Here is a 13303-nt window from a genome sequence, read left to right as displayed (position 1 = left end):
ACACGCAGCCGACACCAACACCCGCCGCCCGCACGTATTGCCCGCTAAAACCCTGTCAACAACCGTACACGACGATCAACGCAGCAGCGAAGGATCGCCCGTGACCTACCAGACCCACATCGCCCAGTTGACCAACCTCATCGCCGACCAGAACGGCACGTGGGACGCGATCTCGCCCGAGTCGGTCGCCCGCATGCGGCTGCAGAACCGCTTCGCCACCGGGCTCGACATCGCGCGCTACACTGCCGCGATCATGCGCAAGGACATGGCGGCCTATGACGCGGACCCGGCGAACTACACCCAGTCGCTCGGCTGCTGGCATGGGTTCATCGCGCAGCAGAAGATGATCAGCATCAAGAAGCATTTCGGCACCACCGACCGTCGGTATCTGTACCTTTCGGGCTGGATGGTCGCGGCGATGCGTAGCGAATTCGGCCCGCTACCTGACCAGTCGATGCACGAGAAGACCAGCGTCCCCGCGCTGATCGAGGAACTCTACACCTTTCTCCGGCAGGCCGATGCACGTGAACTCGGGATGATGTTTCGCGACGTCGACGCTGCGCGCGCATCCGGCAACGCGATCGAGGAACAGCGCCTGCTCAACGCGATCGAGAACCACCAGACGCACGTCGTGCCGATCATCGCCGACATCGACGCGGGCTTCGGTAATGCCGAGGCAACGTACCTGCTCGCGCGGAAAATGATCGAGGCGGGCGCCTGCGCGCTCCAGATCGAGAACCAGGTCAGCGACGAGAAGCAGTGCGGTCATCAGGACGGCAAGGTCACCGTCCCGCACGAGGACTTCCTCGCGAAGGTCCGCGCCTGCCGCTACGCGTTCCTCGAACTTGGCGTCGAGGACGGCATCATCGTCACGCGCACCGACTCGCTCGGCGCCGGCCTCACCAAGCAGATCGCGGTCAGCAAGGAAGCCGGCGACCTCGGCGACCAGTATAACTCATACCTCGACTGCGAGGAGATCGATCCTACGACTGCGCGCAACGGCGACGTCATCCTCAACCGCGACGGCAAGCTGCTCCGCCCGAAGCGCCTGCCCTCGAACCTGTTCCAGTTCCGCGCCGGCTCGGGGGAGGATCGCTGCGTGATGGACTGCATCGCCAGTTTGCAGAACGGCGCCGACCTGCTCTGGATCGAGACCGAGAAGCCGCATATCGAGCAGATCGCCAGCATGGTCGACCGCATCCGCGAGGTCGTGCCCAACGCCAAGCTCGTCTACAACAACTCGCCGAGCTTCAACTGGACGCTGAACTTCCGCCAGCAGGTGTTCGACGCCTGGGTCGCCGAGGGGAAGGACGTCTCCGCCTATGACCGTGCCCGCCTGATGAGCGTCGATTATGACGGCACGACGCTCGCCGACGAGGCCGACGAACGCATCCGCACCTTCCAGGCGGATTCGGCCAAGCGCGTGGGTATTTTCCATCACCTGATCACGCTGCCGACCTACCACACGGCCGCGTTAAGCACGGACAATCTCGCCAAGGAGTATTTCGGCGACGCCGGCATGCTCGGCTATGTGAAGGGCGTCCAGCGCAAGGAAATCCGCGAGGGCATCGCCTGCGTGAAACACCAGAACATGTCCGGCTCGGATCTCGGCGACGATCACAAGGAGTATTTTGCGGGCGAGGCGGCGCTGAAGGCCGGCGGCGCGCACAATACGATGAACCAATTCGCGGCGTGATGCCCAAGCCGGAGCGAAAGCTCCGGCGCGGACCCGGCATCACGCCCGGCCGGCGGGGCCAAAAGCCCCGTCCGACTTAGCCTGTCCTGAGCGCCTGCCTTCGCAGGCAGTCGAAGGGCGGCTTAGCCGCGGCGCGCTGTGGATTACCCTCCCCCCGTCACCCCGCAACCAACCAGCTGAGTTTCTTCAGACGGATGCCGACCTTACTCCCCTCCCTGGAAGGGAGGGGTTGGGGGTGGGTTGGTTCCTCGGGCCGCGGCAGCGGCCAAATCGGGCCGACCCACCCCCACCCCTCCCTTCCAGGGAGGGGCCTAAAGATCCAAAATGCGTCTGGCACCCCGCCCCCTCCATCGCTACGCACGCCGCCATGGACACCGATATCGCCATCGCCCGCAGCGTCGCGCTGCGCCCCATCGCCACCATCGCGGACGGTCTCGGCATCCCCGACGCAGCGATCGAGCCCTACGGCCGCTACAAGGCGAAGATCGCGCTCGACTGGCTCGAAACACGTAAATCGGGCCCGAAAGGCCGGCTGATCCTGGTCACCGCGATTAACCCGACGCCGGCGGGCGAAGGCAAGACCACCACCTCGATCGGCCTCGCCGACGCGCTGCGCCATACCGGCCGCAAAGCCGTCCTCGCGCTCCGTGAGCCGTCGCTCGGCCCCTGTTTCGGCACCAAGGGCGGCGCGACCGGTGGCGGCCGTGCGCAGGTCGCGCCGATGGAGGACATCAACCTCCATTTCACCGGCGATTTCCACGCCATCACGACCGCGCACAACCTGCTCGCCGCGATGATCGACAATCATATCCATTGGGGCAACGCGCTCCAGATCGACGTCCGCCGCGTGGTGTGGCGCCGGGTGCTCGACATGAACGACCGCGCATTGCGCGACATCGTCCAGTCGATCGGTGGCGTCGCCAACGGCTATCCGCGCGAGTCGGGCTTCGACATCACTGTCGCCTCTGAAGTCATGGCGATTCTGTGCCTCGCGAACGATCTAGCCGACATGGAGCGCCGGCTTGGCGATATCGTCGTGGCGTATACGCGCGACCGCAAGCCGATCACCGCCCGCGACCTGAAGGCTGACGGCGCGATGGCGGTGCTGCTGGCGGAGGCGATCAAGCCCAACCTCGTTCAGTCGCTCGAAGGCACCCCCGCGTTCCTCCACGGCGGGCCGTTCGCCAACATCGCGCACGGCTGCAACTCGGTGATCGCCACACGCGCCGCCCTGTCGCTCGGCGATTACGTCGTCACCGAAGCGGGCTTCGGCGCGGACTTGGGCGCGGAAAAGTTCTTCGACATCAAGTGCCGCCAGGCGGGGCTCGCCCCCGACGCGGTCGTGATCGTCGCCACCGCGCGCGCGCTGAAGATGAACGGCGGCGTAGCGAAGGCTGACCTCGCGCAAGAGAACGTCGAGGCAGTCCGCAAGGGGGCGGTCAACCTCGTCCGCCACATCGAGAACATCCGCCAGTTCGGCGTCCCCGCGATCGTCGCGATCAACCACTTCTACACCGACAGCGATGCCGAGATCGCGGCGATCGTCGACGCCGCGGCGCAACACGGCTCGCGCGCGATCCTGTGCCGGCATTGGGCGGATGGTGGCGCGGGCGCGGTCGAATTGGCTGATGCGGTCGCCGAGATCTGCGAGACGCATGGCGGCGGGTTCGCGCCGATCTATGGCGACGAACTGTCGCTGTTCGACAAGATCGACACCGTCGCCCGGCGCATCTACCGCGCCGAACATGCGGTCGCCGAGCCGAGCGTGCTGGCACAACTCAAGCGCTGGGAGGATGCGGGGTATGGCCACCTGCCCGTGTGCCTCGCCAAGACGCAATACAGCTTCTCGACCGACCCGGCGCTGCTCGGCGCACCGACAGGACACATCGTGCCGGTACGCGAAGTTCGCCTCGCGGCAGGCGCAGGGTTCGTCGTCGCGATCTGCGGCGAGATCATGACGATGCCGGGCCTGCCCCGCGTGCCGGCGGCGGAGGCGATCCACCTGAACGACCAAGGGCTGATCGAGGGGCTGTTCTGAGGCCTCAGATGCTACCTCACCTCCGTCATCCTGACGAAAGTCAGGATCCAGGGTAACCGTCGATGCCCTTAGTGGCTCTGGATCCTGACTTTCGTCAGGATGACGACGGGCGGGGTGTCAGTCTCGCGTGACGACCAGACCGTCTGGCCCGACCGCGACCGACAACCCGACATAATCGACCACCGTCGGATGCGACGTCGTGACCACATGCGAATGCGTGGCCGTAATCACGAGAACATCCGCCCCCGCCGCCTCACCTGCAGTGATCCCGGCAGGGGCATCCTCGAAGACCAGGCAATCGCTTGCCGCGACGCCGAGCCGTCCGGCGGCGACCAGGAAACAGTCCGGCGCGGGTTTGCCGGTCGGAATGTCATCGGCGGCGATCATCGTCGCGGGGATCGGCAGGCCGGCGGCTCTGAGGCGGACTTCGGCGAGCGCGCGGGGCGCCGAGGTTACGATCGTCCAACGCTCGGGCGGTAGGCTGGCGAGGAACGCGGCAGCGCCGGCGATCGGTTCGATGTCGCCGACATCCTCCATCTCGGCCGCGGTGATCGCGGCGGCTTCGGCGACCGGATCGACACCGGGGAGGTTCAGGCGTCGGACCGTCTCGACCGATTGCACGCCGTGGATCGTCGGCACGAACGTCGCGGCATCAAGGCCGTGCGCGATCGCCCACTTAGTCCAGGTGCGCTCGGCGGACGCGATCGAGGTGAGGATCGTGCCGTCCATGTCGAACAGGAACGCGGCGTAGGTGCGGGTCGGAAGGGTCATGCGGGTGCCTGTGATGGGGTTTAGTCGGATGGGCAACAAAGTTTGGTTTCGCTCTCTGCACCACCCCGGCGAAGGCCGGGGCCCAATTGGTATGGCCGCGGTAACTACAAGCGTCCCGTAATCAGGATCGTTCCGCAATTGGGCCCCGGCCTTCGCCGGGGTGGTGGGTGTGGAACCGGAGACGGCACGCAAAGAAAAGGCCGCCCCGGTTTCCCGAAGCGGCCTGTATTCTCACATCAAGCCGAAGCTTAGATGTCGTCGCCGAGCGCGCCCTTGACGCTGCCCTTGACGTTCTGCGCGGTGCCCTTGACCTGCTGCGCTTCGCCTTCGGCTACCAGCTTCTCATTGTCGGTCGCCTTGCCGACGGCTTCCTTGACGTTGCCTGCAACCTTGTTGCCTGCCGCTGCGACCTTGTCGGTGAACTCGCCCATCAGAGCCTCCACTTGCTTTTGCGGACCCGCCAACCGGGCCGCTTGAACTTGCGAAGGTATAACGGCCGTCTTTACCGTGGGTTCCGTGACGTTTGCGTCACGACCCGCGGAATCAAATAAGCCCCGCCAGCGGACTCGACGGATCGGCATAGCGGCGCTGCCCCATCCGTCCGGCGCGATAGGCGAGCCGCCCCGATTCGACCGCGGCCTTCATCGCCGCCGCCATCATCAGCGGATCCTTCGCCTCGGCGATCGCGGTGTTCATCAGCACGCCGTCGCAGCCGAGTTCCATCGCCACCGCCGCATCCGACGCGGTGCCGACGCCGGCGTCGACCAGCACGGGCACCCCTGCCCCCTCGACGATCAGCCGGATCGTCACGCGGTTCTGGATGCCGAGCCCCGAGCCAATCGGCGCCCCCAGCGGCATGATCGCGACCGCGCCCGCGTTCTCCAGGCGCTTCGTCGCGATCGGATCGTCGACGCAATAGACCATCGGCTTGAAGCCTTCGTTGGCGAGGATCTCGGTCGCGCGGAGCGTCTCGACCATGTCGGGATAGAGCGTCTTCGCTTCGCCGAGCACTTCGAGCTTCACCAGCTCCCATCCGCCCGCCTCGCGCGCCAGTCGCAGCGTGCGAATCGCCGACTCGGCATCGAAGCAGCCGGCGGTGTTGGGCAGGTAGGTGATCTTCTTCGGATCGATGAAGTCGGTCAGCATCGGTGCGTTGCGATCCGACACGTTGACTCGGCGGACGGCGACCGTGACGATCTCTGCGCCCGACGCCTCGACCGCCGCGGCGTTCTGCGCGAAGTCCTTGTACTTGCCGGTGCCGACGATCAGCCGCGACTTGAAGGTCTGGCCGGCGACGGTCCAGCTGTCCCCATGCCCACTATCCTCGTGGTCGCCGCCACCGACGAAATGCACGATCTCGAGGTCGTCGCCGTCCTCGACCATCACGTCCGCCAAGGTCGAGCGCGGCACGACCTCCATGTTGCGCTCGACCGCGATCTTCTCGGGCACGAGGCCGAGTTCGGTCGCGAGTTCGGCGAGGCTCAGCCCGGCGGTGACGCGCTTGTGCTCGCCGTTCACGGTAATGGAGACGGTGCCGTCGGAATGGGGCATGATGTATCGATCGCCTGCTGGGTGTCTCGACTTCGCGCGACACGAACGGGTATGAGGACGCGCATATAGGGTCCGCGGCGCCGTGGCCGCAACTGATCAAGACTGAAAGGCCGCCCTTGCCAGACACCATATTCGTCCTGAACGGCCCCAACCTCAACCTGCTGGGAACGCGCGAGCCGGAAATCTATGGCGACGAGACGCTCGACGACATCGCCGGGATGCTGGAGGATCGCGCCCGCGAGCTCGACCTGGAGATCGACATGCGCCAGTCGAATCACGAGGGCCACCTCGTCGACTGGATCCAGGAGGCGCAGGCGCGCGGCGCGAAGGCGGTGATCCTCAACGCCGGTGCGTTCACGCACACCTCGGTCGCGGTGCACGATGCGATCAAGGGCGTGAAGACTCCGGTGATCGAAGTGCATCTTTCCAATCCCCACGCACGTGAATCGTTCAGGCATGTGAGTCTGGTCGGGCAAGCGGCCAAGGGCACGATCGCGGGTTTCGGCGCGCTTTCGTATCTGCTCGCGCTTGAAGCCGTCGCACGGTTCTGACAGGAGGCCCCGCCATGAACGATACACCAGAAACAACAGGCGCCATGCAGGTCGACGTGACCCTGGTACGCCAGCTCGCCGAACTGCTCGACACCACGCAGCTGACCGAGATCGAGGTCGAGGACGGCTCGCGCCGCATCCGTGTCGCGCGCAAGGCCGCCCAGGCCGCGCCCGTCGCGCACTATGCGCAGGCCCCCGCACCGGTGTCCGCCCCTCTCTCGATCCCGCAGGCCGAGGTCGGCGCGTCCGCCCCCGCGATCAGCGCGAGCGCGGTCAAGTCGCCGATGGTCGGCACGGTCTATCTCGCCGCGAACCCCGAGGCGAAGCCGTTCTCGACCGTCGGCCAGAAGGTCAATGCCGGCGACACGCTGCTGATCATCGAGGCGATGAAGGTGATGAACACGATCGTCGCGCCGTCGGCGGGCACGGTGACCGCGATCCTGGTCGAGAACGGCCAGCCGGTCGAGTTCGATCAGCCGCTGGTCGTGGTGGAATAATGCCGCAAATCAAGAAGCTGCTTATCGCCAACCGCGGCGAGATCGCGCTGCGGATCCACCGTGCCTGCCATGAGATGGGCATCAAGACGGTGGCGGTGCACTCGACCGCCGATGCCGACGCGATGCACGTCCGGCTCGCGGACGAGGCGATCTGCATCGGACCGCCGTCCGCCGCGGACAGCTATCTGAACATCCCGAACATCATCTCGGCCGCCGAAATCAGCGGCGCGGACGCGATTCATCCGGGCTACGGCTTCCTCAGCGAGAACGCGCAGTTCGCCGAGATCGTCGAGCTCCACAATATTCTGTTCGTCGGGCCGAAGCCCGAGCACATCCGAACGATGGGCGACAAGGTTCAGGCCAAGCGCACCGCGGGCGCGCTCGGGCTTCCACTCGTCCCTGGCTCGGATGGCGCGATCAGCGACATCGCCGAGGCCAAGCGGATCGCCGAGGACATCGGCTATCCAGTGATCATCAAGGCCGCTAGCGGCGGCGGTGGTCGCGGAATGAAGGTCGTCAACGATGCCGACGATCTCGAAACGCAGATGCAGCAGGCCGGCAGCGAGGCGAAGGCCGCGTTCGGCGACGCCACCGTCTACATGGAAAAATACCTCGGCAATCCGCGGCATATCGAATTCCAGATCTTCGGCGACGGCAACGGCAACGCGATCCATCTCGGCGAGCGCGACTGTTCGTTGCAGCGCCGCCACCAGAAGGTGCTGGAAGAAGCCCCCTCGCCGATCATCACCGCCGAAGAGCGCGAGCGGATGGGCGGGATCGTCGCCAAGGCGATGGCCGACATGGGCTATCGCGGCGCAGGGACGATCGAGTTCCTGTGGGAAGCGGGCGAGTTCTACTTCATCGAGATGAACACCCGGCTCCAGGTCGAGCATCCGGTGACCGAGATGATCACCGGGCTGGACCTCGTGCGCGAGCAGATCCGGGTGGCAGAGGGTCATCCGCTGACGCTGCGCCAGGAAGACGTCCAGTTCCGCGGCCATGCGATCGAATGCCGGATCAACGCCGAGGACCCGCGCACGTTCGCGCCGTCGCCGGGGCTGGTGAAGGTGTATCACGCGCCGGGCGGGATGCACGTCCGCGTCGATAGCGGGCTGTATGCCGGCTATCGCGTGCCGCCTTACTACGACTCGATGATCGCCAAGCTGATCGTCTACGGGACGACCCGGCAGGGTGCGCTGCGCCGGTTACGCCGTGCGCTCGAGGAGATGGTGATCGAGGGCGTCACGACGACGATCCCGCTGCACCGTGCGCTGCTCGACGATCCTGAATTCCAGGAAGGCGCGTACACGATCAAGTGGCTGGAAGAGTGGTTGGCCAAACAAGGGGCGTAGGGACGATGTCGCGGTGGATGTTGCTTGCCGTTCCGGTCCTGCTGGCTGCGGGACCGACATCCCCCGATCCGGTCGAGGGATTGGCCGGGCGCTATTACGCCCAGTTTACCGACGGCACGGTGACCGGCGAAAAATACACCGGCGAGAATGTCGTCGAGATCGTGCCCGTAGCTGCGAACGCAGCCTATGTTCGCGCGCATCTCGATTTCTTCAACGGTCATCAGTGCGACATTGCCGGCATCGCGACTTCCCGCGGAGCGACACTCGTCTATCGCGACCTCGAAACGCCGTTACCCGGAGAACCGGCGTGCGTGCTCACCGTCTCGCATGCCGGGTCTTCGCTCAAGCTCGATGACGGCAATCGGGGGTGCAGCACCTATTGCGGCGCACGGGGAAGCCTGACGAACATGAGCGTGCCCTTCGCAAGCCGCCGCCCGATCCGGTACATGCCGCGTCTCAAGGCATCCGAGCAATATCGGCGGGCGATGACCGAATGGCGGACGGGGAAGCCGACATCGTGAAGGCGACGATCTACCACAACCCGCGCTGCTCGAAATCCCGCGAGGCGCTTGCTCTGCTGCAAGAAGCCGGGGCGGATGTCACGATCGTCGAATACCTCAAGAACCCTCCCTCCCGCGCGGAACTCGTTCGCCTGTACGACCGCGCGGGCTTGACGCCGCGCCAGGGCCTCCGCATGGCCGAGGACGGCGCGAAGGCGGTCAAGCATGGCGACGCCGAGGCTATCCTCGACGCGATGATGATCGATCCGCTGCTGATCGAGCGCCCGCTGGTCGAGACCGACAAGGGCGTCCGGCTCGGCCGTCCGATCGCGCGGCTGCGCGAAATCCTGTGATCGGCTCCCCTGCCCTTACATTGCGCACGCACCGCCCGGATGCCGCAATTTCGGGCAGTGAAATCAACCACATTCCACGGTTGCCCGAGGGCGCCGCGGCTGGCACGCTTGGTGCAAGGCGCCCGCGAGGGCGTAAACTGGACCCGCAAGGGCGTTCAGCTCGGCCGAAAGGGCGAGGGTTTCAACAATCGGGGGCGTACCTGTGAAAAAGATCGAAGCCATCATCAAGCCGTTCAAGCTGGATGAGGTGAAGGAAGCGCTGCACGAGATCGGCGTGAGCGGCATCACCGTGACCGAGGCCAAGGGTTTCGGCCGGCAGAAGGGCCACACCGAGCTGTATCGCGGCGCGGAATACGTCGTCGACTTCCTGCCCAAGGTGAAGCTCGAGGTCGTCGTCGAGGACGGCCTTGCGCAGCGCGTCGTCGAGGCGATCGCCGCAGCCGCGCAGACCGGCCGGATTGGCGACGGCAAGATTTTCGTCATCCCGGTCGAGAGCGCACTCCGCATCCGCACCGGCGAACGCGACGACGACGCAATCTAGTTCAGAACCACGCATGGGCGTTGACGGGCGGTGACGTTATCGTCATTTGACGCGGCGCAACATTGTGTGGAAATCGATAACCATACCGCAATTAGATTCCCCCGCATGACGCGGGCGATATCGCAAACGAAGGGCAAGCATCATGGCGAATTCGGCCTCCGACGTTCTCAATATGATCAAGGACCAGGAGATCGAGTGGGTCGATCTGCGGTTCACCGATCCCAAGGGCAAGTGGCAGCATCTGACGATGGTCGCCAGCCTGATCGGCGAAGACGAGCTGACCGACGGCCTGATGTTCGACGGCTCGTCGATCGAAGGCTGGAAGGCGATCAACGAGAGCGACATGACGCTCAAGCCCGATCTCGACGCGGTCTATGTCGATCCGTTCTCGGCGACGCCGATGATGATCCTGATCTGCGACATCGCCGATCCCTCGACCGGCGAGCTGTACGCGCGCGATCCCCGCTCGACCGCCAAGCGCGCCGAAGCGTATCTGCTGACCACCGGCGTCGGCGACACCGTGTATGTCGGCCCCGAAGCCGAATTCTTCATGTTCGACGACGTCCGCTTCGAGAACAGCTATTCGACCAGCTACTACAAGATCGACGATATCGAGCTGCCGGGCAATTCGGGTCGCGAATATGAGGGCGGCAACCTCGGCCATCGCCCGCGCGCCAAGGGCGGCTATTTCCCGGTCGCACCGGTCGACTCGGCCGTCGACATCCGCGGCGAGATGGTCTCGACGATGATCGAGATGGGCTTGCCCTGCGACAAGCATCACCACGAGGTTGCGGCCGCGCAGCATGAGCTGGGCCTGACCTTCGGCACGCTGACGCAGACCGCGGATCGCATGCAGATCTACAAGTACGTCGTCCACCAGGTCGCGCATGCGTACGGCAAGACGGCGACGTTCATGCCGAAGCCGATCAAGGAGGACAACGGCTCGGGAATGCACACGCATTTCTCGATCTGGGAAGGCAAGACCCCGCTGTTCGCCGGCAATGGCTATGCGGGCCTCAGCGACATGTGCCTGTATTTCATCGGTGGCATCATCAAGCACGCCAAGGCGGTCAACGCATTCACCAACCCGTCGACCAACAGCTACAAGCGCCTCGTCCCCGGTTACGAAGCGCCGGTGCTGCTCGCTTACTCGGCGCGCAACCGCTCGGCATCGTGCCGCATTCCGTACGGCACCGGTCCCAAGGCGAAGCGCGTCGAAGTGCGCTTCCCGGACGCACTGGCCAACCCGTATCTCGCCTACGCGGCGCTGATGATGGCCGGCATGGACGGCATCCTCAACAAGATCCATCCGGGCGAGGCGATGGACAAGAACCTGTACGACCTGCCGCCGGCAGAGCTCGCCCAGGTCCCGACCGTCGCGGGGTCGCTCCGCGAGGCACTCGACTGCCTGCTTGCCGATCACGACTTCCTGCTGAAGGGCGACGTGTTCTCGAAGGACCAGATCGAGAGCTATGTCGAGATCAAGCGCGCCGAGGTCGCGCGCTGGGAGATGACGCCTAGCCCGGTTGAATATGACATGTACTACAGCGGATAAGGCGCGACCACGCTCGCGCCGATCCGCGCAGCGGATATCCGCTGTCGGCCGGCGTCGAGCAACGACGACCGACGGCGTGGCTTTGCCACGTCGCTGAGTGAGATAAGGGCGCCCGGAGCAATCCGGGCGCCCTTTTTCTTTCAGGCCAAACGGGCCTCCTGCTCTTCGTCCCGGCGAGTTCGGATGGAAGAGATATGATAGCGGCCCCCCTTCCGTCATTCCCGCGGAGGCGGGAACCCATACTGGCTGACGGCACGATCGAAGCGCGAGCGGTCGAGTTTATGGATCCCCGCCTGCGCGGGGATGACGACGGGGTCGGGGATGATGAAAAGGTAGGTCCAAGTGCATCCGCGCCAACCATGTTTCCCCGCGAAGGCGGGGACCCAGACTGGGCTCCCGCCTTCGCGGGAGAACAAGAGGAGGTAGCCTCGGTTAACTTCGCGCGCGGGGTTCGATTGATCGACCGCTCCCGCCACCCATATCCCAATCGCAACGCACCGCCCCCCAAAACCCAAGGAACACCCGTGAGCGAAGACAGCGGCAACAGCGCCGGACGTGCGATCCCGAGCGGCCGCCTCGCCCGCCTCGGCGTCTTCGGCAAACTCGCCAGCGGCGTCGCCGGCGGAGTAGTAGCAGAAGGCGCCCGCCGTCTCGCAAACGGCGAACGCCCCAAGATCGGCGACCTGCTCCTCACCCCCGCCAACGCCACCCGTGTTGCCGACCAGCTCTCCCACCTCCGCGGCGCAGCGATGAAGCTGGGGCAAATGATCTCGATGGACGCGGGCGACATGCTCCCGCCCGAACTCGCGACCATCCTCGCCCGCCTGCGCAACAATGCAAACCACATGCCGCCGCAGCAACTCGACCGTGTCCTCGCGGCCGAATGGGGCAAGGACTGGCGCCGCCGCTTCGCGCATTTCCAGGCGCACCCCGTCGCCGCCGCCTCGATCGGCCAGGTCCACCGCGCCCGCCTGCCCGACGGCACCGAGCTGGCGATCAAGGTCCAGTATCCCGGCGTGAAGGAAAGTATCGACGCCGACGTCGACAACGTCGCGACGCTGTTGCGCGTGTCCGGAATGCTTCCGAAAAGCCTCGATATCGCGCCGCTGCTGACCGAGGCAAAGAAGCAACTCCACGAGGAGGCCGACTATCTCCGCGAGGCGCAGATGCTCGCGCGCTACGGCGACCTGCTCGCCGACCAGCCCGAGTTCGTAGTCCCCACGCTCTACCCCGATCTCACCACGCCACGCGTACTCGCGATGAGCTTCGTCACGGGCGTCCCGGTCGAAACGCTCGAGACCGCGCCGCAAGCCGTTCGCGACCGCGTGATGCACGACCTGATCTCGCTCGTTCTGCGCGAACTGTTCGACTGGCGGCTGATGCAGACCGACCCCAACTTCGCCAACTATCGCTGGCAGCCCGAAACCGAAAAACTCGTCCTGCTCGATTTCGGCGCGGCCCGCCCCCTCCCCGCCGAAACCGGCGAAGGCTATCGTCGCCTGCTCACCGCGGCGCTGGCAGGCGACCGTGACGGCGTGCGAGAATCCGCGATCGCCGCCGGGTTCCTCGGCGAAGCGGCCGTGCTCCAGCACCGCGAGCTGGTCGACCGGATGATCGACGTCATCCTCGCCGAACTTGCCAAGCCCGGTCCGTTCGACTTTGGCGACCGCGCATTCGTCGGCGTGCTCCGCGACCAAGGCACCGAGATCGCGCGCGACCGCGACACCTGGCACCTGCCGCCCATCGACATGCTGTTCGTCCAGCGCAAGATCAGCGGCACCGCCCTGCTCGCCGCCCGATTGAAGGCGCGGGTCGATGTTCGCGCGCTGATCGCCGGCATGTTCGCAGACGACTGAAGCGTCGGGCGAAGAATCGTCCCGGTAGGAAGCGGGGGACGA

General features: G+C 65.5%; 13 protein-coding genes. 10 read left to right on the top strand and 3 right to left on the bottom strand.

The window, feature by feature from the left end; translation table 11 throughout:
- The first annotated feature begins 100 nt into the window (after positions 1-100).
- Entirely contained in the window at positions 101-1696 is a 1596-nt protein-coding gene (locus tag U1707_RS16510) for an isocitrate lyase (RefSeq protein WP_332801149.1), read from the top strand.
- Positions 1697-2063: 367 nt separating this feature from the next.
- Positions 2064-3734, top strand: a complete 1671-nt coding sequence (locus U1707_RS16505; protein WP_332801148.1) for a formate--tetrahydrofolate ligase — start codon at positions 2064-2066, stop codon at positions 3732-3734.
- 117 nt (positions 3735-3851) lie between these two features.
- Here the strand turns inward: U1707_RS16505 and U1707_RS16500 are convergent, their stop codons facing one another.
- The 3 genes from U1707_RS16500 to thiS form a co-directional block, all read right to left on the bottom strand.
- Positions 3852-4505 carry an HAD-IA family hydrolase gene (locus U1707_RS16500; protein ID WP_332801147.1) on the bottom strand — a complete coding sequence of 218 codons (654 nt, stop codon included), beginning with the start codon at positions 4503-4505 and terminating at the stop codon, positions 3852-3854.
- A gap of 248 nt (positions 4506-4753) precedes the next feature.
- The gene (locus tag U1707_RS16495) at positions 4754-4936 is read right to left on the bottom strand and encodes a CsbD family protein (RefSeq protein WP_131582493.1); all 183 of its coding nucleotides are present in this window, start codon (positions 4934-4936) and stop codon (positions 4754-4756) included.
- Between the two features lie 112 nt (positions 4937-5048).
- A complete protein-coding gene (gene thiS, locus U1707_RS16490; RefSeq protein WP_332801146.1) occupies positions 5049-6056 on the bottom strand; it encodes a sulfur carrier protein ThiS in 1008 nt (335 codons plus the stop codon).
- Positions 6057-6172: 116 nt separating this feature from the next.
- On the opposite strand from thiS, the gene aroQ reads away from it, so the two are divergent.
- The 8 genes from aroQ (at position 6173) to U1707_RS16450 (ending at position 13261) form a co-directional block, all read left to right on the top strand.
- The gene (aroQ, locus tag U1707_RS16485) at positions 6173-6607 is read left to right on the top strand and encodes a type II 3-dehydroquinate dehydratase (RefSeq protein WP_332801145.1); all 435 of its coding nucleotides are present in this window, start codon (positions 6173-6175) and stop codon (positions 6605-6607) included.
- Between the two features lie 14 nt (positions 6608-6621).
- The gene (accB, locus tag U1707_RS16480; RefSeq protein WP_332801144.1) at positions 6622-7104 is read left to right on the top strand and encodes an acetyl-CoA carboxylase biotin carboxyl carrier protein; all 483 of its coding nucleotides are present in this window, start codon (positions 6622-6624) and stop codon (positions 7102-7104) included.
- On the top strand, positions 7104-8456 hold the full coding sequence (gene accC / locus U1707_RS16475) for an acetyl-CoA carboxylase biotin carboxylase subunit (protein WP_253072259.1): 1353 nt from the start codon (positions 7104-7106) through the stop codon (positions 8454-8456). The genes accB and accC overlap by 1 nt, the downstream gene beginning before the upstream one ends.
- Before the next feature lie 5 nt (positions 8457-8461).
- On the top strand, positions 8462-8977 hold the full coding sequence (locus tag U1707_RS16470; RefSeq protein ID WP_332801143.1) for a hypothetical protein: 516 nt from the start codon (positions 8462-8464) through the stop codon (positions 8975-8977).
- A complete protein-coding gene (locus U1707_RS16465; protein WP_332801244.1) occupies positions 8974-9309 on the top strand; it encodes an arsenate reductase family protein in 336 nt (111 codons plus the stop codon). Before U1707_RS16470 ends, U1707_RS16465 begins: the two co-directional genes overlap by 4 nt.
- A 202-nt stretch (positions 9310-9511) precedes the next feature.
- Positions 9512-9850, top strand: coding sequence for a P-II family nitrogen regulator (locus U1707_RS16460; RefSeq protein WP_055875939.1), 339 nt, complete (start codon positions 9512-9514; stop codon positions 9848-9850).
- Positions 9851-9992: 142 nt separating this feature from the next.
- Complete coding sequence (glnA, locus tag U1707_RS16455) at positions 9993-11405, top strand: type I glutamate--ammonia ligase (protein WP_176498911.1); 1413 nt, start codon at positions 9993-9995, stop codon at positions 11403-11405.
- Between the two features lie 524 nt (positions 11406-11929).
- Positions 11930-13261, top strand: a complete 1332-nt coding sequence (locus U1707_RS16450) for an ABC1 kinase family protein (RefSeq protein ID WP_332801142.1) — start codon at positions 11930-11932, stop codon at positions 13259-13261.
- Positions 13262-13303 lie beyond the last annotated feature (42 nt).

Source organism: Sphingomonas sandaracina (assembly GCF_036663695.1).
Classification (GTDB): Bacteria; Pseudomonadota; Alphaproteobacteria; order Sphingomonadales; family Sphingomonadaceae; genus Sphingomonas.
Note: the sequence above shows the minus strand (reverse complement) of the source record. Positions and strands in the feature narration are given on the sequence as shown.

What these genes read in the sequence shown, in the direction of transcription:
- U1707_RS16495 (WP_131582493.1), bottom strand. Translation starts at nt 4,936, where the DNA reads ATGGGCGAGTTCACCGACAAGGTCGCAGCGGCAGGCAACAAGGTTGCA.
- U1707_RS16500 (WP_332801147.1), bottom strand. Translation starts at nt 4,505, where the DNA reads ATGACCCTTCCGACCCGCACCTACGCCGCGTTCCTGTTCGACATGGAC.
- U1707_RS16505 (WP_332801148.1), top strand. Translation starts at nt 2,064, where the DNA reads ATGGACACCGATATCGCCATCGCCCGCAGCGTCGCGCTGCGCCCCATC.
- accB (WP_332801144.1), top strand. Translation starts at nt 6,622, where the DNA reads ATGAACGATACACCAGAAACAACAGGCGCCATGCAGGTCGACGTGACC.
- U1707_RS16470 (WP_332801143.1), top strand. Translation starts at nt 8,462, where the DNA reads ATGTCGCGGTGGATGTTGCTTGCCGTTCCGGTCCTGCTGGCTGCGGGA.
- thiS (WP_332801146.1), bottom strand. Translation starts at nt 6,056, where the DNA reads ATGCCCCATTCCGACGGCACCGTCTCCATTACCGTGAACGGCGAGCAC.
- accC (WP_253072259.1), top strand. Translation starts at nt 7,104, where the DNA reads ATGCCGCAAATCAAGAAGCTGCTTATCGCCAACCGCGGCGAGATCGCG.
- glnA (WP_176498911.1), top strand. Translation starts at nt 9,993, where the DNA reads ATGGCGAATTCGGCCTCCGACGTTCTCAATATGATCAAGGACCAGGAG.